Source organism: Chitinimonas naiadis (genome assembly GCF_054780835.1).
In genome coordinates this window covers 474,557-494,429 of the sequence record NZ_BAAGVO010000005.1, presented here as the reverse complement: position 1 = coordinate 494,429, position 19,873 = coordinate 474,557, and the positions used below count along the sequence as shown (strand labels likewise).

Annotated in this window: 21 protein-coding genes and 1 tRNA gene; 5 read left to right on the top strand and 17 right to left on the bottom strand. The window is 62.9% G+C overall.

Annotated features, from left to right (window positions below; translation table 11 throughout):
• On the top strand, positions 1-399 hold the full coding sequence (locus ACYVHK_RS18205) for a DUF7793 family protein (RefSeq protein ID WP_460534997.1): 399 nt from the start codon (positions 1-3) through the stop codon (positions 397-399).
• A gap of 12 nt (positions 400-411) precedes the next feature.
• Here the strand turns inward: ACYVHK_RS18205 and ACYVHK_RS18200 are convergent, their stop codons facing one another.
• From ACYVHK_RS18200 to ACYVHK_RS18145, 12 genes are all read right to left on the bottom strand, one after another.
• Positions 412-843 carry a copper chaperone PCu(A)C gene (locus tag ACYVHK_RS18200; protein WP_460534995.1) on the bottom strand — a complete coding sequence of 144 codons (432 nt, stop codon included), beginning with the start codon at positions 841-843 and terminating at the stop codon, positions 412-414.
• Positions 840-1,517 carry a 7-cyano-7-deazaguanine synthase gene (gene queC, locus ACYVHK_RS18195; protein ID WP_460534993.1) on the bottom strand — a complete coding sequence of 226 codons (678 nt, stop codon included), beginning with the start codon at positions 1,515-1,517 and terminating at the stop codon, positions 840-842. Before queC ends, ACYVHK_RS18200 begins: the two co-directional genes overlap by 4 nt.
• Before the next feature lie 16 nt (positions 1,518-1,533).
• Positions 1,534-2,028: a GNAT family N-acetyltransferase gene (locus ACYVHK_RS18190; RefSeq protein ID WP_460534991.1), complete on the bottom strand. Its 495-nt coding sequence runs from the start codon at positions 2,026-2,028 to the stop codon at positions 1,534-1,536.
• Positions 2,021-2,665: a 7-carboxy-7-deazaguanine synthase QueE gene (gene queE / locus ACYVHK_RS18185; RefSeq protein ID WP_460534989.1), complete on the bottom strand. Its 645-nt coding sequence runs from the start codon at positions 2,663-2,665 to the stop codon at positions 2,021-2,023. The genes ACYVHK_RS18190 and queE overlap by 8 nt, the downstream gene beginning before the upstream one ends.
• A gap of 137 nt (positions 2,666-2,802) precedes the next feature.
• The gene (locus tag ACYVHK_RS18180) at positions 2,803-3,468 is read right to left on the bottom strand and encodes a head GIN domain-containing protein (RefSeq protein ID WP_460534987.1); all 666 of its coding nucleotides are present in this window, start codon (positions 3,466-3,468) and stop codon (positions 2,803-2,805) included.
• 91 nt (positions 3,469-3,559) lie between these two features.
• Positions 3,560-4,105, bottom strand: a complete 546-nt coding sequence (locus ACYVHK_RS18175) for a GNAT family N-acetyltransferase (protein WP_460534985.1) — start codon at positions 4,103-4,105, stop codon at positions 3,560-3,562.
• A gap of 3 nt (positions 4,106-4,108) precedes the next feature.
• Positions 4,109-6,484: a DNA topoisomerase IV subunit A gene (gene parC, locus ACYVHK_RS18170; protein ID WP_460534982.1), complete on the bottom strand. Its 2,376-nt coding sequence runs from the start codon at positions 6,482-6,484 to the stop codon at positions 4,109-4,111.
• 160 nt (positions 6,485-6,644) lie between these two features.
• Positions 6,645-6,908 (bottom strand): acyl-CoA-binding protein, encoded by a 264-nt coding sequence (locus ACYVHK_RS18165; protein ID WP_460534980.1) that lies wholly within the window; start codon positions 6,906-6,908, stop codon positions 6,645-6,647.
• Positions 6,909-6,969: 61 nt separating this feature from the next.
• Positions 6,970-8,259 carry a dihydroorotase gene (locus ACYVHK_RS18160; RefSeq protein WP_460534978.1) on the bottom strand — a complete coding sequence of 430 codons (1,290 nt, stop codon included), beginning with the start codon at positions 8,257-8,259 and terminating at the stop codon, positions 6,970-6,972.
• On the bottom strand, positions 8,256-9,209 hold the full coding sequence (locus ACYVHK_RS18155) for an aspartate carbamoyltransferase catalytic subunit (RefSeq protein ID WP_460534976.1): 954 nt from the start codon (positions 9,207-9,209) through the stop codon (positions 8,256-8,258). Before ACYVHK_RS18155 ends, ACYVHK_RS18160 begins: the two co-directional genes overlap by 4 nt.
• A gap of 78 nt (positions 9,210-9,287) precedes the next feature.
• Positions 9,288-9,728, bottom strand: coding sequence for a RuvX/YqgF family protein (gene ruvX, locus ACYVHK_RS18150; RefSeq protein WP_460534974.1), 441 nt, complete (start codon positions 9,726-9,728; stop codon positions 9,288-9,290).
• On the bottom strand, positions 9,721-10,281 hold the full coding sequence (locus tag ACYVHK_RS18145) for a YqgE/AlgH family protein (RefSeq protein ID WP_460534972.1): 561 nt from the start codon (positions 10,279-10,281) through the stop codon (positions 9,721-9,723). The genes ruvX and ACYVHK_RS18145 overlap by 8 nt, the downstream gene beginning before the upstream one ends.
• 335 nt (positions 10,282-10,616) lie before the next feature.
• On the opposite strand from ACYVHK_RS18145, the gene ACYVHK_RS18140 reads away from it, so the two are divergent.
• On the top strand, positions 10,617-12,032 hold the full coding sequence (locus tag ACYVHK_RS18140) for a cryptochrome/photolyase family protein (protein WP_460534969.1): 1,416 nt from the start codon (positions 10,617-10,619) through the stop codon (positions 12,030-12,032).
• Here ACYVHK_RS18140 and ACYVHK_RS18135 read toward each other — a convergent pair.
• Both ACYVHK_RS18135 and ACYVHK_RS18130 read right to left on the bottom strand, forming a co-directional pair.
• Positions 12,019-12,912, bottom strand: a complete 894-nt coding sequence (locus ACYVHK_RS18135; RefSeq protein ID WP_460534967.1) for a GNAT family N-acetyltransferase — start codon at positions 12,910-12,912, stop codon at positions 12,019-12,021. The two genes, ACYVHK_RS18140 and ACYVHK_RS18135, sit on opposite strands and share 14 nt — an antisense overlap.
• Complete coding sequence (locus ACYVHK_RS18130) at positions 12,905-13,843, bottom strand: alpha/beta hydrolase (RefSeq protein WP_460534965.1); 939 nt, start codon at positions 13,841-13,843, stop codon at positions 12,905-12,907. Before ACYVHK_RS18130 ends, ACYVHK_RS18135 begins: the two co-directional genes overlap by 8 nt.
• Before the next feature lie 168 nt (positions 13,844-14,011).
• Here ACYVHK_RS18130 and ACYVHK_RS18125 point away from each other — a divergent pair, with 168 nt between their 5' ends.
• Positions 14,012-14,974, top strand: coding sequence for an alpha/beta fold hydrolase (locus ACYVHK_RS18125; RefSeq protein ID WP_460534963.1), 963 nt, complete (start codon positions 14,012-14,014; stop codon positions 14,972-14,974).
• Positions 14,975-14,991: 17 nt separating this feature from the next.
• Here the strand turns inward: ACYVHK_RS18125 and ACYVHK_RS18120 are convergent, their stop codons facing one another.
• On the bottom strand, positions 14,992-15,756 hold the full coding sequence (locus tag ACYVHK_RS18120; protein WP_460534961.1) for a LytR/AlgR family response regulator transcription factor: 765 nt from the start codon (positions 15,754-15,756) through the stop codon (positions 14,992-14,994).
• Entirely contained in the window at positions 15,753-16,733 is a 981-nt protein-coding gene (locus ACYVHK_RS18115; protein WP_460534959.1) for a sensor histidine kinase, read from the bottom strand. Before ACYVHK_RS18115 ends, ACYVHK_RS18120 begins: the two co-directional genes overlap by 4 nt.
• Positions 16,734-17,282: 549 nt before the next feature.
• On the opposite strand from ACYVHK_RS18115, the gene ACYVHK_RS18110 reads away from it, so the two are divergent.
• Positions 17,283-18,773, top strand: a complete 1,491-nt coding sequence (locus ACYVHK_RS18110; RefSeq protein WP_460534957.1) for a YifB family Mg chelatase-like AAA ATPase — start codon at positions 17,283-17,285, stop codon at positions 18,771-18,773.
• Between the two features lie 118 nt (positions 18,774-18,891).
• Here the strand turns inward: ACYVHK_RS18110 and ACYVHK_RS18105 are convergent, their stop codons facing one another.
• On the bottom strand, positions 18,892-19,494 hold the full coding sequence (locus ACYVHK_RS18105; RefSeq protein WP_460534955.1) for a hypothetical protein: 603 nt from the start codon (positions 19,492-19,494) through the stop codon (positions 18,892-18,894).
• 239 nt (positions 19,495-19,733) lie between these two features.
• Here ACYVHK_RS18105 and ACYVHK_RS18100 point away from each other — a divergent pair.
• Positions 19,734-19,807 (top strand) — tRNA-Gly (locus tag ACYVHK_RS18100).
• Positions 19,808-19,873 lie beyond the last annotated feature (66 nt).

Here is a 19,873-nt window from a genome sequence, read left to right as displayed (position 1 = left end):
ATGAGTCGCGAGCACTACCCCTATGTCTGGCTGGGCGAGGATGGCATCCTGCGTATCGATTATGGTCGTCACGGCCAGATTGATCTGGCGGCCATCCAGTCGGCTTACGCCCAGCACATGGCCATCACCACCAGGCCACTGCCGGTGCTGATCGTCGGCCAGGGCACGATGAGCTCGACGCCGGAGGCCGAAGACTACGCCAATGGCCCGCAGGTCAGCGCCGTCACCCTGGCACTGGCCTTCGTGGTCAGCTCCACGGTCATGCGCCTCGCGGTCAAGCTCTACCTGACCTATCGCAAGCCGCCCTACCCCTGCCGCGCCTTCGAGGACGAAGCCGCGGCGCTGGCCTGGCTTGCCACCTTTCTGCCTCAGACCGCCGACAAGCAGGCCGTTGCCTGAGTAGCACCATGGCTACTGCGCGGCGACGCCCCTGACCTCGGCCGTCACCGCAATCTCCAGGCGCTTACCCGCCTGTTCCACGTGGATCACCAGCGGCACGGTCTGTCCTGCTGCCAGCGGCGTGGCCAGTTGCATCAGCATTACATGGTAGCTACCGGGCTTGAGCTGCAGCGTCTGCCCCGCAGCCAGATCCAGCCCCGGTAACCGGCGCATCTTCATGATGCCGCCTTCGAGCTTCATCTCATGCAGCTCCACCTGGGCAGCCACCGGGCTGCTGACAGCGAGCAAGCGCGCCGGTGTCGCTGCCTGGATATCGAAGTAGGCGCCGGCAACCGGCTGGCCAGGCAAGGTTGCCCTGGCCCAGGCACGGCTGACCGTCACATCGGCCGCAAGGGCAGGCAAGCTCAGCAGGCCCAACAGCCAGGCGTAGCGACGCACGGTCACAGGTAGTGCGTCGGGTCGGTCACGCCAGCAGCGGCAAAACCGGCGCTGCGCAGGCGACAGGCATCGCACACGCCGCAGGCGCGACCCTGCAGGTCAGCCTTGTAGCAGGACACCGTCAGGCCATAGTCCACGCCGAGTGCCACGCCAGCCTTGACGATATCGGCCTTGGACAGGTCGATCAGCGGCGTACGTATGGTCAGGCGAGCGCCCTCGACACCGATCCGGGTCGCCAGGTTGGCCATGGTCTCGAATGCGGCGATGTATTCGGGGCGGCAATCCGGGTAGCCGGAATAGTCCACCGCGTTCACGCCGATAAAGATGTCCTGGGCACCCAGCACCTCGGCCCAGCCCAGGGCGAACGACAACATGATGGTATTGCGGGCCGGCACATAGGTCACCGGAATCTCGCCCTCCTTCACACCATCGACCGGTACCTCGATGCTGGCATCGGTCAGCGCCGAGCCACCAAAGGCGGCAAGGTCGATGGTCGCCACCCGGTGTTGCTTGGCCCTCAGCGCCGCCGCCACCCGGCGGGCAGCGGCCAGCTCGGCATTGTGGCGCTGGCCATAATCAAAACTCAGGCAGTAGCAATCGAAGCCCTGCGCCTGCGCCATGGCCACCACGGTGGTGGAATCGAGCCCGCCCGACAGCAGGATGACGGCTTTCTTGTTCATGGAGTATCCCGTTTCTTCAGTATGTCTGTCCGGCCTCGGCCGACAGCGCCTGCATGGCCGGCAGCAATAGGCGCCGCACCGCCATATGGTCGACGCGTATCGCGCCGCAGGCATCGTAAAAACCATTGCTCATCGCATTGTCTCGCACCACCAGCCACTCGATGCGCGAGCAGTCTTCTGCCAGCGCAATGCCTGCCAGGCCCGCCATCGCAGCACGGGCCACGCCACGGCGCCGGAAAGTCGCATCCACGTACAAGGCCTGCATGTACATCTCGGCACGACCGGTAAAAGTGGCCCATTTCCAGGAATAGATCAGGAAACCCGCCACCGCCTGCCCATGCACGATCAACTGGCAGTATGCGGCTGGCTGCACCCCGAACAGGGCGCGCTGCAGATGATCGAGCGTGGTCGCGACCTGGCTTACGCCTTCGCTGCGGCCCAGCTCATGCAGCATGGCCAGGATCAGGGGCAGGTCGGCGGGCTGCGCCGCGCGCAGGCCGGTCTCAGACACCCGGCTTGTCGCCCCACAGTATCTTGTGCAGCTGCACCTGCACCCGCACCGGCAATTTGTCGGCGATCACCCACTCCGCCAGGTCTCGCGGCGGCAGGGATTCCCATACCGGACTGAAGATCACCGGACACAGCGTCTGCAGATCGTTGTCGCGCAACAGGTTGCGCGCCCATTCGTAGTCATAGCGGTGCACCAGTACGAACTTCAGCTCATCGTGCGCCGTCAGGTGCTGCAGATTGCTCCACAGGTTCTTTTCCACCTCACCCGAGCCCGGCGTCTTGATGTCGACGATGCGCGACACCCGCGGATCCACCGTCTCGATCGGCAGGTGACCGCTAGTCTCCAGGCTCACCGAATAACCGGCATCGCAGAGCTGCCGCAGCAGCTCATGGCAGCCTGCCTGCGCCAGGGGCTCGCCGCCTGTCACGCAGACATAGGGCGTGCCGTGCCTGGCCACCTCTTCAATGATGGCCGTCAGCGACATGCGCTCGCCACCATGGAAGGCATAGGCGCTATCGCAATAACCGCAACGCAGGGGGCAGCCGGTCAGGCGCACGAATACCGTCGGCAGGCCCAGCCTGCTGGTCTCGCCCTGCAGCGAGAAGAAAATTTCAGTGATACGCAGCGAAGTAGGCATCCAGAACCCGAAATAGCAACGGCATGGGTGGCTACCCATGCCGTAGTGCAACTGGCTGAATTGTCTCAGAAAACCGTCGTGGGGCGAAGCCCCGGAAATGGTCGAGGCTTTCCCGGGTCCGGTCTGCCTACCGCAGGCTACTTTTCCTTGCCGGCGCTGACGCTACCAATGCCGGATACCGACTTGCTGATCTTACCCGGCTTGCCGTAGTAGGTCAGGGAGCCGATGCCGTCGACCGATGCGGTCAATGATTCGCTGGCATAGACACTGACGGCGCCCACGCCTTCGAGGCTGACCGTCACGTCGCGCGCCTTCAGTTCATCAAAATCCACCGCGCCGGCACCGCTGGCCTGCACCGTCAGCTTGTCGACCTTGCCGCTGGCGGTCACCAGGCCTGCGCCTTCGTAGGCCAAGGTGAACTTGTCACCGCTCAGATCATGGAAGGACGCCTTGCCCGCACCCTCATGGGTATAGGAAGTCAGCTTGGGCACCGTCAGTTCGATGCGCAGGCTGCTGTTCTTGCCGATGCTGATCGACTTCTGGTTCGAATCCTTCATGCGGATGAACAACTGGTTGTTGCTGACCGTGGTTTCGATCAAGGGCATCAGGTTGTCGTCGGCCCGGATCTTCAGGCTCGGCGCCGGGCCCACCTTCACATCCAGGCTCCACGCGCCTTCGCTGCGTATGGTCTGGAAATCACCAATCGGCCGGGTCTGCTCGATCACATTGCCACTACCCTTGATGCTCGCCGCAAATGCACCCACAGACATTACTGCAGCCATCACTACCGGAAGTACGCGCATAACCCAGCCTCCTTATTAACATACTGATTAGTATCTTATCTATTCGCTGCGATTGCAAACCACTTCGCCCAAAACGGGACAGGACGTTGCATTAACGTTCAATGGCTACCGATACACGGGAAAATACCCAGAAGTCACGCGGCTGGCCACGCACCAGGCGGAAATGCCGCAGCGTTCCCTCCAGCTCGAAGCCACAGCGCAGCAATACCCTGCGCGACGCTTCGTTACTGTCGAGGCAGGTCGCCTGCACCCGCACATAGTCTGCGTCCGCCAATCCCCAGTCGGTCACGGCAGCACAGGCCGCACTCGCCAAGCCACGGCCCCAATAGCTGGGCGCCAGGTCATAGGCAATCTCGGACGTGCGGTTCAAGGGGGAAATCGTGTGAAAACCGATCGTACCGGCGAGCTGGTCGCTCGCCGTATCGACGATGGCAAAGCGTAAGGGACTGCCAGGCAGGTCCGACTCATAGGTATCGAACAAGGGATGGAGGTCCTGCACGCCGGTCAGTGACCAGCTGGTATCGCGGATCACCTCATCCAGGCGCAGATAGTCATACCAGGCTGCTGCATCGCTGCGTAGCAAGGGACGCAGGGCGAAACCAACAAGGCCCAGCACCGGACAGGAACTGGGCCTCACAGATTAAAACCCGGCCAGCTTAAGGCCACCGACCAAGGGCTTACCCTTCTTAGCGCGCTTGCCCACATACGGCGCCAGGTCGTTGGCGTCGAAGGTCACGCTCATGGCCCGGCCGCCGCGGCCTATGCCGTTGAGCGTCAGGCTATCGCCGTCGCTGACGGTGATGGCTGCCAGCGCATCGCCATCATCCAGCGCCATGGCGATCATGCCGCGACCGCCGCCGGACAGCGACTTCAACTCGCCCAGCGGGAAAGCATGCAAACGGCCACTGACCGACAGGCAGCAGACAAGATTGCTGTCCCGTGCTTCGAAGGTTGCGATCTTCAGCAACGACTCGCCGTCGTCCAGCGACAGGAAGGCCTTGCCCGCCTTCTGCCGCGTCAGCAAGTCCTTGAACTCGCAGTGGAAGGCATAGCCCTGGCTGCCCGCGATCAGCAAGGCCTGATCAGGCCTGGCGACCAGTAGCTGCACGATGCGCGTCTTGGCCGCGAGGTCGATCAGCGATGCCACCGGCACCCCGTCGCCACGGCCGCCCGGCAGATTGCCGGCCATCAGGTTGTAGACCCGGCCATCCGAGCCGAACAGGGCCACCGTATCTACCGAACGGCACTCCAGCGCCGCCAGCAGGCTGTCGCCTTCCTTGAAGGTCAGGTTCTGGCTGTCGATGCCATGGCCGTTGCGGCTGCGTATCCAGCCCTTCTCGCTGAGAATCACCGTCAATGGCTCGTCCACCACGGTCGCGGTGACCGAGGCTCGCTCGGTCGCTTCGATCAGGGTGCGACGTGCGTCACCGAAGGCCCTGGCGTCGTCCTTGATCTCGTTGACGATCAAACGCTGCATGGCCGAGGCGTCGGCCAGCAGGTGTTCCAGCTCGGCCTTTTCATCGCGCAGCTTACCCAGCTCCTGCTCGATCTTGATCCCTTCCAGTCGCGCCAGCTGGCGCAGGCGGATTTCCAGGATATCGTCGGCTTGCCGTTCGCTGAGACTGAAGGCCGCGATCAGGTCGGCCTTGGGATCATCCGCCTGGCGGATGATGCGGATCACCTCGTCGATATTGAGGTAGACCAGCAGACGGCCTTCCAGGATATGGATGCGGTCGTCCACCTGCCCCAGCCGGTGCGAGATACGACGACGCACGGTGCCGAAGCGGTACTGTATCCATTCGCTCAGGAACTGCTTGAGCGACTTCTGCTGCGGCCGGCCATCGATGCCGATGGCGACCAGGTTGATCGACGCATTGCCTTCGAGGCTGGTATGCGTCAGCAGCATGTTGGCGAATTCGTCCGGGTTCTGGGTCCGGCTCTTGGGCTCGAACACCAGCCGTACCGACACATCCTTGCCGGATTCGTCGCGCACGGTATCGAGCTGGCTCAGGAGCAGCTGCTTGAGCTGGACCTGTTCCTGCGTCAGCGCCTTCTTGCCCTTCTTGATCTTCGGGTTGGTGAGGTCCTCGACCTCCTCCAGCACCTTCTGGCTCGAGGTATTGGGCGGCAGCTCGGTAATCACCAGCTGCCACTGGCCACGGGCCAGTTCCTCGACCTTCCAGCGCGCCCGTACCGCCAGCGAACCACGGCCACCTTCGTAGGCGGCGAGAATCTGCTCGCGGCTGGAAATGATCTGGCCACCGCCGGGGAAATCCGGCCCGCGGATGATGTCGAGCAGGTCGGCCACTTCCAGCCGCGGGTTCTTGATCAGCGCGACCGCGGCTTCCGCCACCTCGTTGAGGTTGTGCGGCGGAATCTCGGTCGCCATGCCCACGGCAATGCCGGAGGCACCGTTGAGCAGCAGCATCGGCAGCCGCGCCGGCAACAGCTTGGGTTCCTCAAAGGCCCCGTCGTAGTTGGGCACGAAATCCGACGTACCCATGTCGATCTCGCTGAGCAACAGCTCGGCAATCTTGGTCAGCCGTGCTTCGGTGTACCGCATGGCGGCCGCACCGTCGCCGTCGCGACTACCAAAGTTGCCCTGCCCGTCCACCAGCGGGTAGCGCAGCGAAAAATCCTGCGCCAGCCGCACCATGGCGTCGTAGGCGGAGGTATCGCCGTGCGGGTGGTACTTACCCAGCACCTCACCAACCACCCGGGCCGATTTCACCGGTTTTGCGGTGGACCCCAGCCCCATCTCGTGCATGGCGTACAGGATGCGGCGCTGTACCGGCTTCTGGCCATCGCACACATCGGGCAGGGCACGACCCTTGACCACCGAGACGGCGTATTCGAGGTAGGCCCGCTCGGCATATCGCCCCAACGGCACGGCATCCGCCCCGGCGAAGTCGCGCAGGTCAGGCGGAGGCGGCAAATGGTCGCCCTGGCCTTCCGATGCATCGGCATCCTCGGGCAGTTCGTCATCTTCCAGGGGCAGATCGGGAGTATCGGTCATGGTACGGGCAGCTTAGAGGTTCCAGGCGGGCGGATGATGGCATAGCAGCCGCCTCATCACCAAATGCAAGAGCCGACCCAGCAGGTCGGCTCCATCCACCGACGAAACCGGCATCGGTTCGTCAGCCAGGCCGGGGCGACCCCGGCCCTGCGGGCAAGGCTTATTCCTTGGCCTTGAGCGCTTCCACCAGATCGATGTACTTCTGCTTGGCCACATCGCTCTCGGTGCCGGACAGCTCGGCCCAGGCGTTGTACTTGGCCGCGCCGACAAAGTCGAACATGGAAGGCTTGTCGCCCTTCACATCGCCTTCGCTGGCTTGCTTGAACAGGGCGTACAGCTTCAGCTTGACCGAATTGTCAGGCGCTTCGGAAAGCTGGGTGACGTCTTCGGCGGCTTGTTTGAACTTGCTATCGATATCGGACATGGGGCGTGTTCCTCACAAATCAGTTGGGATGGTGCTCGGGTCTTATGACTTGGCGTGAGTATCACGCTGCACTGGGTTCCGCGGTGTAGGCAATACGACCGTCGACCAAGGTATGCCGGACTCTACCACGCAATTCCATGCCCACAAATGGCGTGTGCTTGCCGCTGCTCTGCAGGGTTTCCGGCGCAACACGCCAGCTGGCGTGCGGGTCGAACAGGCACAGGTCGGCCGGCGCGCCCAGCTCGAGTTGGCCCGCCGCCACACCCAGCAGGGCAGCAGGGTCGCTGGTGATCTTGGCCAGCGCCTGCGGCAGCGGCACATGCTTTTGCTCGGCCCAGCCCAGCACCAGCGGCAGCAACAGTTCCAGCCCGGTCGCACCCGGCTTGGCCTCGCCGAACGGCAGCAGCTTGTCGTCGTTGCCAACCGGGGTATGGTCCGAACAGATCGCGGCGATGGTGCCGTCCAGCAAACCCTGCTGGATCGCATCGCGGTCGCTGAGGCTGCGCAGCGGCGGGCTCAGGCGCATGTTCGAATCGAAGTAACCGATATCGATATCCGCCAGATGCACATGGTTGATGCTCACGTCGCAGCTGAGCTTAAGTCCGTAGGCGCGGGCCGCGGCGATCATTTCCAGCCCCTCGCGCGTCGATACCCGCTCCAGGTGGATGCTCGCGCCACTGTCCTTCATCAGGATCACGATGGTCGAGATGGCGATCGTCTCTGCGACCGAAGGAATGCCTGGCAGACCCAGCCGGGTCGCCACCTGGCCATCGTGCGCCACGCCGCCACCGGCCAGCCGCACGTCCTGCGGCCGCAGCCGCAGGGTGATGCCGAAGGTCGCGGCGTACTGCATCGCACGGTACAGCACGCGCGTGTCGGGCAGCGGTGCATCGGTCTGGCTGAACGCCACGCAACCGGCATCACGCAGCTTGGCAAACTCGGTCAGCTCATTGCCTTCCAGGCCGCGCGTCAGCGCCCCCAGCGGCAGGACCTTCGCCAGGCCCAGCGCGTCGGCACGCTGCTTGAGCATCTGCACGAGACCCGCCTCGTCGAGCGCCGGCTTGGTATCAGGCATGGCGCATAGCGTCGTCACCCCACCGGCTACGGCAGCGCGCAGCTCGGATTGCAGCTTGTTCTTGTGCTCGCCACCCGGCTCGCCGAGCCGGGCCGCCAGATCGACGATGCCGGGCATGACCGCGAGGCCGGCGGCATCGAGGGTACGCGCCGGCTTGAAATCGGCCGGGCCGCTACCGATGCCGACGATCTTGCCGTCGGCGACAAACAGGTCGGCCACGGTATCGAGGCCACTGGCCGGATCGATCAATCGCCCGTTCTGGATCAGGATATTCATGCGCGGGCCTCCGACAGCGTACTCATCACGGCCATGCGCACCGCGATACCAAACGTCACTTGATCAAGAATGACCGACTGCGGGCCGTCGGCCACGGCGGAATCGATCTCCACCCCACGATTCATGGGGCCGGGGTGCATCACGATGGCACCGGGGTTGGCCAGCGCGAGCTTCTCGCGGCTCAGGCCATAGCACTGGTTGAACTCATTCGCGCTCGGCAGCAAGGCGCCGTTCATACGCTCGTTCTGCAGGCGCAGGGCGATCACCACGTCCACCCCCTTCAAGCCTTCGCGCAGCTCGTGATAGACATGCACGCCCAGCTGCTCCACATCGCGCGGCAGCAAGGTCTTGGGACCGATCACGCGCAGTTCCGGACAACCCAGCGTGGTCAGCGCATGGATCTGCGAACGCGCCACCCGGCTGTGCAGGATGTCGCCGACGATGGCCACCGTCAGGTTCTGGAAATCGCCCTTGAAATGGCGGATCGTGTACATGTCGAGCAGGGCCTGGGTCGGGTGCGCATGGCGGCCGTCACCGGCGTTCACCACTGCCACACCGGGCTTCACATGCTTGGCGATCAGGAACGGCGCACCGGATTCCGCATGCCGCACCACGAACATGTCGGCCCCCATGGCCTCCAGGTTGTGGATCGTATCGAGCAGGGTCTCGCCCTTGGCGGTCGAACTGGCCTGGATATTGAGGCTGTGCACATCGGCGCTGAGCCGCTTCTGCGCAATCTCGAACGTCGTCCGGGTACGGGTCGAGTTCTCGAAGAACAGGTTGAACACGCTCTTGCCGGCGAGGTCGGCGTGCTTCTTCTCGCCTGCTTCACCGGCCGCCACGTAGCCGGCGGCCTTGTCGAGTATCTGCCGCAAGATGCGCGCCGGCAGGCCTTCGGTGCTGAGCAGATGGATCAGCTCGCCGTGGCTGTTGAGTTGGGGGTTGTACATCGTCCGCTTGCCTTTCGATTATTGCCAGCCCGTCGCAGTCCCTCGGATACTGCCACGCACCATGATTACCTGGGCCACTCAGGCCGCGTCCTGCCCTTGGTCGAACCAGTTCTGCAAGATGCGCATCGCCGCCACCTGGTCGATCGCAAGTTTGCGCTTCTTGCCAAAGGTCTGTGCCTCGCTGAGCAGCTCTTCCGCCTCGACCGAGGTCAGGCGCTCGTCCATCAAGGCCACCGGCAGGCCGAAGCGGCCATGCAGGCGGTTGGCAAAGGTGCGGGACAGGCGGGAGAGATCATGCTCGGTACCGTCGAGGTGGCTGGGCAGGCCCACCACCAGTTGCGCCGGCTGCCATTCGGCAATCAGCTTGCCGATGGCGACGAACTTGTCGTCGTTGCTGTTGCCGGTCACGGTAGCCAGCGGCGTAGCGATACCCAGCTCACGGCTGCCACCGGCCACGCCGATGCGTGCCTCGCCGAAGTCGAACGCAAGTACGTAGCCGGACGCCATCGCCTCAGGCATGCCCGGCGGTATCGGACAACATGGCCATGTCGATACCCAACAGGCCCAACGCCGCCTCGTAGCGCTCCTCGGCCGGCAGGCTGAACACCACTTCGATGTCCGCATCCACCGTCAGCCAGGCGTTCTGCGCCAGCTCGCTCTCGATCTGGCCGGCTTCCCAGCCGGCATAGCCGAGCGAGATGAACATCCGCTCCGGCCCACCGCCCTCGCCCACCGCCAACAGCACGTCCTTGGAGGTCGTCAGGCCCAGCTCGTCCTCGACCGCCAGGGTCGATTGCCAGTTGCCGAGCGGCTGATGCAGCACAAAACCGCGGTCGGTCTGCACCGGCCCGCCGAAATAGACTTCCTGTTCGGCCACATCCTCGCGCCGCAGTTCGATATCGACCTGCTGGAACAGGGTCCGTACGTCCATGCCCAACGGGCGATTGACGATCACACCCATCGCACCCTGGTCGTTGTGATCACAGACATACACCAGGGACTTGGCAAAGATGGGGTCCGCCATGGCCGGCATGGCGATCAGGAATTGGCGACTCAGGTTGATGGCTTCCATCGGCCAATTATCGCATACGGAGCGCAGCCTTGCCGAAAGGCAAGGTAGCGCGACGTTTAGCTCCTCACCCGGGAAACTCGGATGCTTGTGGTCAGCAGCAATTCAGCCAGGCTCCGTACCCCGACTTATTCCAATCCCCCCGCCCTCGCCGCCGCGACTGCGTGGTTGTCGCCCGGTAGGGGCATACAACCTCGGTGCCCTCCTTGCGGGGGTGGCGTCTTGCTGGCGCTCGTTCGCACGCCCCTTTTACCGTTTTACGTAGGGGGGCACTCTTATCGCGGCGATAGCATGGCTATACACTAGGCAAAACGTCTTGGACAAACAGCGAACAAAACATGCCTCAGTACCCGCTTGCCCTCGTCTGGTTGCGTCGTGACCTGCGTCTGAACGACCAGGCGGCGCTTTACCGTGCCCTGAAATCGTCGGCACAGGTGTTGCCGGTGTTCGTGTTCGACCGGACCATCCTCGATAGCCTGCCGCGGCAGGACCGGCGGGTCGAGTTCATCTGGGAGACGATCGCGGTGCTGAAGGCGGAACTGCAGGCGACGGGGCGGGATCTGCTGGTACGGCATGCCCACGCAGCGGACGAAATCCCGCGGCTGGCCCGCGAGCTCGGTGCGGCGGCAGTGTTTACCAACCATGACTACGAGCCGGCGGCGATCGCGCGGGACGCCACGGTCAAGGCGGCGTTGGCGGCCGACGGCATCGCCTTCCACAGCTACAAGGATCAGGTGATCTTCGAGCGTGACGAAGTGCTGACCCAGGCGGGCGGCTTCTTCACCGTGTTCACGCCCTACAAGAACGCCTGGCTGAAAAAGCTTGATCCCTTCTACCTGCAGTCCTACCCGGTGGAACGCTACCAGGCCGGACTGGCGCAACGCCGGCCGGAAGCCATGCCCAGCCTGGCCGAACTGGGATTCGAGCCGACCGATCTGCACGATATCGGCATCAAGACTGGCGCCGACGGCGCCTCCGCCCTGTTCGAGGATTTCCACGACCGCATCGACCACTACAAGGAAGCGCGGGATTTTCCCGGCGTAAAGGGCGTGTCCTACCTCTCGGTACACCTGCGTTTCGGCACGGTGTCGATCCGCCGTCTCGCGACCTACGCCTACCAACGCGGCACGGCCGGCAGCATGAGCTGGCTGAACGAGCTGATCTGGCGCGACTTCTACCAGCAGATACTGTGGCACCGGCCTGACGTGGTCGATCACGCCTTCAAGCCGGTCTACGACCAGCTCCCGTTCCCGAACGATCCCGAGCTGTTCGCCGCCTGGTGCGAAGGCCGCACCGGCTACCCGCTGGTGGATGCCGCCATGCGCCAGCTCAACCGCACTGGCTTCATGCATAACCGGCTGCGCATGGTCGCCGCGTCCTTCCTGGTCAAGGATCTGTTGATCGACTGGCGCTGGGGCGAACGCTACTTTGCCGAGAAGCTGATCGACTTCGATCTCTCCGCCAACAATGGCGGCTGGCAGTGGGCCGCCAGCACCGGTTGCGATGCCCAGCCCTACTTCCGCATCTTCAATCCGGTCAGCCAGTCGGAGAAATTCGATCCCGAAGGCAGGTTCATCCGTCGCTATGTCCCTGAGCTGACCAAGCTGGCGGCCGACGACATCCATGCCCCCTGGCTCGCCAAACCCATGCTACTCGCCAGTGCCGGCATCCGGCTGGGCACCGACTACCCGGCCCCCATCGTGGATCACGCCCAGCAGCGCGAACTGGCCCTGGCGCTGTTCAAGCGCGGCTAGTCGCCTGGGCTTGCGGAAGCACTGAGGGCGTCAAGGCCCAGACCATCTCAACCTGCTGCGCAGTACTGCTGGCACCCAGCTTGTGCAGCAAGGCCACCGATGGCCCCTCCGCCTGCAGGTTGATCATGCGCAACGGCATGTCGCACTGCGCCGCCATCGCGGCCAGCAAGATACGGCCCCAGCCCTGGCGGCGACAATCCGGTGCGACCGCAAACAAGGGGGCCTCGCCACTCAGGGGATTGAGCATGCCCACGGCCAGCAATACGCCGTTCCGCTGTAGCGATATCCGCTTGAAACGCTGCGGTGTCGCGGCCAGCGCGGCAACGCTGTTCTGCCAGGCCGGCTCCACGTGAAACCAGTCCAGCGCGACCTCGGGCCAGACATTGCTGTCCTCCAGCTGCGGCACCACCGCCTCCGGCAAAACCAGCTCGGGCTTGTTTGCCAACTGCAGGCAGTCAAACGCGCGGCTGACCGAAAATCCCGCCGCCTCGTAGCTGCGCCGGGCCGGCAGATTGCCCACCAGCACCTCCAGCATCGCCCGCTTCATCCCGGCCGCCTGCCATCGTGGCAGCAGCCATTCGAACAGACGCTGGCTCAAACGCCGCCCCCGCGCCTCGGGCAGAACGCCGCTGGCGGTATCGTAGACGGTCGGCGTTCCCTGCCATCGCCCGCGGCAGATCAGATGAAATGCCAACAATCGCTCGCCATCGAAGGCGCCAGCCGACAATTCCGCCGCATAGCCACGCCGCAGCATCAAGGCCGACAGTCCCGCCACATCGAGCTGCATCGGCACCGCATAGTCTGCGAATGCGGCCAGGAAGGCAGCATGCAGGGTTTCCAGTGGCACATCGACCAGCGAGCGGAACTGCAGCTCACTCATACTCGGAGGCCGCCTTGGGGAAACGCCGGTTGATCCAGGTCAGCAAGTCCTGCCATACCTCGGCCTGGTTGGTCTCGTTGAACATCTCGTGCCGACCCTTGGGGTAGAGCTTCACCACCACGTCACGCAGGCCGATGTGCAGGTAACGCTCAGCCAGTTGCCGGCACCCCTTGCCCCCCATGCTGACCGGGTCGTGCGTGCCGGCCAGCAGCAGCACCGACAAGGTCGCGTGCAGGGTAGACCCACCCGCTTCGCGCTTTTCCATGTCGATGATGGCCTCGAACAGGTCCTGCCACAGCCGGGGCGTACAATCGAATCCGCATTCTGGGTCGGCGATATAGGCATCCACCACCTTGCTGTCGCGGCTCAACCAGTCGAACGCCGTGCGCTTGGGCAGAAAGCGCAGGTTGAAGGTACCGAATACCAGCTTGCTCATGAACGGCGACGGTTTGTCCGCGCCATGGCGCCGCCCTTGCCAGCCGGCGATCCGTGCCATCCAGCGTGCCAACGGCGTCTGGCGAAAACCGGTGGCCGAGAGCACATAGCCATCCACCAGGGCCGGACGGATCAGCATCAGCGCCCGCGCCACGAAGGAGCCCATGCTGTGGCCGATCAAAACCAGCGGTAGATCCGGGTGCTGGCTGCGGGCATGGACGATCAACTGCATCAAATCCGCCACAACCCGTTTGAAGCCCTGCTGGTCGCCAAAATGACCGATGCGCCGGTCCTGCACGCTCTGGCCATGACCACGATGATCCAGTGCCCAGACCTCGCAATCATGCTCGTTCAGGTAGCTCGCCAGCGCATCGTAGCGACCGGCATGCTCGGCCATGCCGTGCGAGACAACCACAATACGGCGGGGGTTGCGGGCCGGCCAATGGTAGCGGCCCAGGATGGCGCCGTCTTCGGCGGTAAAGGTATCGATCTGCATGGCAAAGTTAAGACGCTAGAATGGTGCAAATGAGGGACGCTAACAAAACACAGTGAAGCTGTTTTGGCCAGGCCTGCAAGCACCGACCGCACAGTTTGTACGGCAAGCTTGCACAACGATGCCAGAAGGGTTTTGCTAGCGACTTCTAAGGACGGCAGAGGATAAACCATGAACTGGTGGCTCGTCGTGGGCGTTGCGGGCCTGTTGTTGGTCGGCATCGGCCTGAGCTGGACCCGTTGGGCACGGGCAACGATATGGCTGTTACGCCATCGGGCAGGTTATGTGAGGCACACGCTGGGCGTGGATGGCTTCGAACTGGTCTACCACGAGTCCGGCCCGCGGGATGCGCCACCCATGATCCTGCTGCACGGTTTTGCCGGCGACGGCGACAACTGGGTGCGCTTTGCCCCCTATCTGCGCGATCGATACCGCCTGCTGATCCCCGACCTTCCCGGCTTTGGCGATACCGGCTACCTGGCCGGCCAGTCCTATTCGCTGGAACGCCAGATCGCCCGCCTCAAGGATTTCATGGACATGCTGCACCTGGATCGGGTGCATCTCTGCGGCAACTCCATGGGCGGCTATATCGCAGCCGGTTTTGCCGCTGCCTATCCGGAACGCATCGCCACCCTCGCCCTGTTCAACGCCGCCGGCGTGGACATGACCACCCGCAGTCCTTTCTATCACTCGGCACTGGATGGCGAAAACCTGTTGCTGATGCGCAAGCCGGCCGACTTTGACGACGTCTTGCGTCTGGTCTACCACAAGCGCCCTTGGGTACCCGGCTTCCTGCGGGACTACCTCGTCACCCGCGCCATTGCGGCGGCCGATGACCAGGATCTGATCTTCCACGAGATTTTCAGCGAACGGGTCTGGCTGGACGAGCGCCTGCCCAATATCAGCGCTCCCACGCTGATCCTGTGGGGCGACGACGATCGTGTGCTGGATATTTCCTCGATCAAGCTGTTCCAGGCCGGCCTGCCCCATGCCCAGGTCGCCATCATCCCGGCTTGCGGCCATGTCCCCATGCTGGAAAAACCACTCTCTACCGTCAGGGTCTACGGCCGCTTTCTCGATGGCGCAGCCCAGACCAGTCTGGACACCAGCACCAAGCAGCCGGCACTGGCCTGATACCCCCCGGTGAACCGTTACGCAGCATCCCCGCGACGATAGTCGCGGACCACGTGCGCCTGCCGGCGGCTGACTGGCAGTTTCTCGGCACAGCCATCGAGTACCGCCACCCAGTGGCCTTCCCCTTCCTCGTGACCCCGCTCGAATCCCAGCAGCTTGTCACGCGCCACCAGGCAGTTGCGGTGTATGCGCAGGAAACGATCGCCAAACTCCACTTCCAGCTGGGTCAGGGATTCCTCCAGCAGGAACTCCGCCTCACGGGTCTTCAGCGTCACGTACTTGAGTTCCGCCTTCAGGAACAGCACCGAATCCACCGGCACCAGCCTGACCCGTCCCCGCTCCGCCACGCTGAAATAGCGCCGTGCGGTGGTGGAGAGCGCGGCCAGTGCATCGTGACTGGCATGCGGCAACTCCCTGGCACGTGCCAGTGCAGATTCCAGCCGCTCGCGACGTATGGGCTTGAGCAGGTAGTCGAGCGCATGCACTTCAAACGCCTGCACCGCGAATTCATCGAAAGCCGTGCAGAACACCACGGCAGGCCGGTGGTGCAGGCGGCCCAAGTGGCGGGCGAGTTCAAGGCCATTCATGCCGGGCATGTTGATATCGGTCAGCACCAGGTCAGCCGGATGTTGCACCAGCTTCTCGATGGCTTCCGTGCCGGTCTGTGCCGTCCCCACCACTTCGTGCGGGTAATCGGGACGGCAGTCGGTCAGGATGTCCTGCAGTCGGTTCAGCGCAGGCGGTTCATCGTCGACCAGAAAGATTCTGAGCGTGGAGGTCATGGTTTGGCCGGTCGGTAGGGCAAGGTCAGGTGTACTTGATAATAGTCATTACCAACAGTTGTTTTCAGATTCGCTTCTGCATCGAAATGCAGCCGCAACCTTTCGCGAATATTTCCCATCGCCATCTTGTTGCCTGCATGGTGATGTCCTCCCTCTTTGTAATAGGGGTTCCGGATATCAATATGCAACTCTTCCCTCACACGGAATATATTGATGCTGATGATTCCGGCACTGATAGAGGGCTCAATCCCGTGATACACCGCGTTTTCCAGCAAGGGCTGCAATATCAGCGGTGGTATCCACGCATCATCCGGCATCCGCTCGGTATGCCACTCCAGCTGCATCCTTTCCCCTAAGCGCAAGGCCTCGATGCCGAGGTATTGCCGAGTCAGCTCCACTTCGCGTTGCAAGGGCACCAGCTCGCGGTTTTCCGCCATGAAGACCCGAAACAGGTCCGCCAGGTCTTCCAGTGCATGTTCTGCCTTGCGCGGTTCGCTGCGTATCAGGCTCAACACCGCATTCAGGCTATTGAACAGAAAGTGTGGCCGTATGCGCGCCTGCAAGGCCTGCAATCGTGCCTCGGTCAACAGTGGCGACAAGGCTCTGCCACGCAGACGGAAATACGCCAGCAAACCTGCCGTCAACAATGCCGCAGCGATCGATGCCCGTACATAGCTTGCCGTGTTGCCAGGGAACAGCTCGATCACGCCTCTGCGGATCAGCAAGGTCACGCTGATCGCAATGACCATGCAGGCGATATTGCCGATCCAATAGTCCTGCTTCTGCAGCCAGTCCCGTGTACCTGCCAGTATCGCCATCGTTGCCAGCAGGCTCGGTTCCAGTATTGCTGCATCTTCCAGGAACCGGTCGAGACCTGCACTGACGGTACTGGTCGCGGCGAAGGCCAGTAGCAGGGCCAGCAGGTTGGTGGATACCAGCACGCGCAGCATGACGCCGAGGTTTTGGGTATCGGGCAATCGATCAGGGAGAGAGGCAGGTAGCGGACTGTTCACAGCTTCTTTATATGAATAAATGTTTATAGGTTTGGTAAGGATAAATAAAGGCGGCGTTTTCTGTGGACAAACCCCTTTCGGTGTTTGCGCTCAATCGCTTGCCGCAGTTTTTCTCCGTGGACAAGCCTGTATCGGCGTCCTGTAAGGATTGTGGCCGATTTTTCCCTGCCCGGCATTTCCCCCATTTACCCACAATTCATCCCGCTTGCGCGCCTTCCATCACCGTCGAACGTCAATCTGCAGGCGGTGCCACGCTGCGTTCTAGTGGATAAGCCGCCGACTACCAGCACGTTCGACACCCTCAACACTGGGCCAAGCGCTTCATCCCTATGGAAAAATCGCAGCAAGGTCACCCGATAAAGCCACACCAGCCTGTCTGTGCATAAGTGGATGGGCGTGCGCCGGCTGAGCTCCCGTCGGTCCGCCGCCACACATCCCGCGCCAGCATTGAGCTTCAGGCCGCGCCCATGCTGTAATCGGGCACATAAAACAACATGCAGCCCGGGAGGAAAAATGTCGCTGGCCGTCCTGTACAGCCGTGCACTCAATGGCGTCTCCGCGCCGGAAGTCGTGGTGGAAGCCCACCTCGCCAACGGATTACCATCGTTCACCGTCGTCGGCCTGCCGGACGCCGAGGTCAAGGAAGCCCGCGACCGGGTCCGCGCTGCGATCCAGACGGCGCGCTTCGATTTCCCTTCACGGCGGATTACCGTCAACCTGGCCCCGGCCGATCTTCCCAAGGAAAGTGGCCGCTTCGACCTCCCCATCGCACTGGGCATCCTCGCCGCCAGTGGCCAGATCCCTGCCGACAAGCTCGCCCTCTATGAATTCGCTGGCGAACTCGCCCTGACCGGTGAGCTGCGCCCGGTCCGCGGTGCGCTCGCCATGTCCCTGGCGGCCAGCCAGGCCGGCCGCACCTTCATCCTGCCGCGCAACAACGCCGACGAAGCCGCCTTGATCGCCGATAGCCAAGTCCTCGGCGCCAGTAGCCTGTCCGAGGTCTGTGCCCACCTCGCCGGCCACACCCTGCTGACCCGCCACCCTGCGCCAGAGCAGGGTTTCCAGACGCAATATCCCGATCTTGCCGACGTCAAAGGCCAGCAACCCGCCAAGCGCGCACTGGAAATCGCCGCCGCGGGTGGTCATTCGGTGCTGATGGTGGGCCCGCCCGGCACCGGCAAATCCATGCTCGCCTCGCGTCTACCCGGTCTGCTGCCACCGATGGATGAGGATTCCGCCCTGCAGGCCGCCGCGCTGCAATCGCTTGGCTCACAAGGCTTCCGCGCTGAATCCTTCCGCCAGCGCCCCTATCGCACTCCGCACCACACCGCATCGGCCATCGCCCTCGTCGGCGGTGGTTCCGAACCACGCCCCGGCGAGATCAGCCTCGCCCACGGCGGGGTATTGTTTCTCGATGAACTTCCTGAATTTGATCGTAAAGTACTGGAAGTCCTGCGAGAACCGCTGGAAAATCGTCGAATTGTCATTTCACGTGCAGCCCGCCAGGCCGAGTTTCCCGCTGCCTTCCAGCTGATCGCCGCCATGAATCCCTGCCCTTGCGGCTATCGCGGCCACCCCAACGGCCGTTGCCGTTGCACCCCGGACCAGGTCGCCCGCTACACCGGCAAACTCTCCGGCCCCCTGCTCGATCGCATCGACCTGATCATCGAAGTCCCCGCCGTCTCCCAGGCCGAACTCAGCGCTCCTGCCGCCGGCGAAGACAGCAGCACCGTCCAGCAACGCGTCGCCCGCGCCCGTGAACGGCAACTCACCCGCCAAGGCCTCGAAAATGCCCGCCTCGGCAGCCGCGAACTGGACGACCACGCCAAACTCGATGCACCGGGGCAGAAACTACTGGGAACTGCCATGCAGAAGCTGGACCTGTCCGCCCGCGCCTACCACCGCATCCTGCGTGTGGCGCGGACGATCGCGGATCTGGCCGATCAGCCGCAGATAGGCGCAGGGCATTTGGCGGAGGCGATTCAGTATCGAAGGTCGTTGTAAAACCGCTGGGGTGCGGAGAGGCCGCTTTGTAATCTGAATACCTATCTCGTCGATCCCCAAATAGAAAACGCCCTGCAATCGCAGGGCGTCTTCATTCCAACCTGGCCGTAGCTAGACCTTAGAAAATATAGGTCCCATTAAAACCCACGTGCGAGCCGTCAATCTTCTGGCCCGGACCGTAGGGGTTTTCTTCCTCGTACTCTTCCTTCACATAGCGCAGGCTCAGTATGGCTTGCGGCGTGATCATGAAGCCCACTTCCGCTACCGCGCCAAAGGTGTCCTTGAAGTTCCTGGTGTAGCTCACCGGACCTACGTCATAGCGGTACTTGGGGGAGATGACGCGACGGCCACCCAGGCCTACCCGCCAATGCGGGTGCAGATCATAAAAGGCCATCAGTTCGATCGGGAAGCGGTCAAAACGAGCGGTACCGTTGTTACCGTAGCCAGTGTCAAAGTGATAGTTGGCGGTCAGCTGCAGGCTGAAGTCGCTCTCTTCCGGCCGCCAGCTCACGCCTGCGCCGGTCGTAATGAGGTTGCCCGCCCGGATATTCTGCGTCTCGCCGTTTTTGTAGCTGACCTGATCGATCTTGTCGCCGCCGGAGGTGACGCCGGCAGTCATCATGAAACGCAGGCCGGGATGGGGTACGCCGGCAGCTTGGCTGCCAACGGCGGCCACGGCCAGCGCGGCGCCCAGCAAGGATTTGCTGAATGTACGATGCATCTGAATCTTCTTCCCGGATATGGTTTGTTTTTATCCGCCCCACCCCCGAGGTGGAGCGGCCAACACAAACAGCGATAAAAAGGGAAAACAGATCCATCACCGTGCGCTGTCTTGCGCTACGGCGTCCTCCCTGTACATCATTGTTTTTGTTTGGGCGCGGATTATATCAGCGAGTACCGACGTTTTTGCCGCAACAGCGCTTGGCGTGCAGCACCCCGCGCGTTAGAATCCGCACCTTCGCGGGCGTCGTATAATGGTAATACCCTAGCTTCCCAAGCTAGAGCCGTGGGTTCGATTCCCATCGCCCGCTCCAGATTTGAAGGCCAATCTCCCTGAGCTTGGCCTTTTTGCTTTTCCGGGACTGCGCTGCAACAACCTT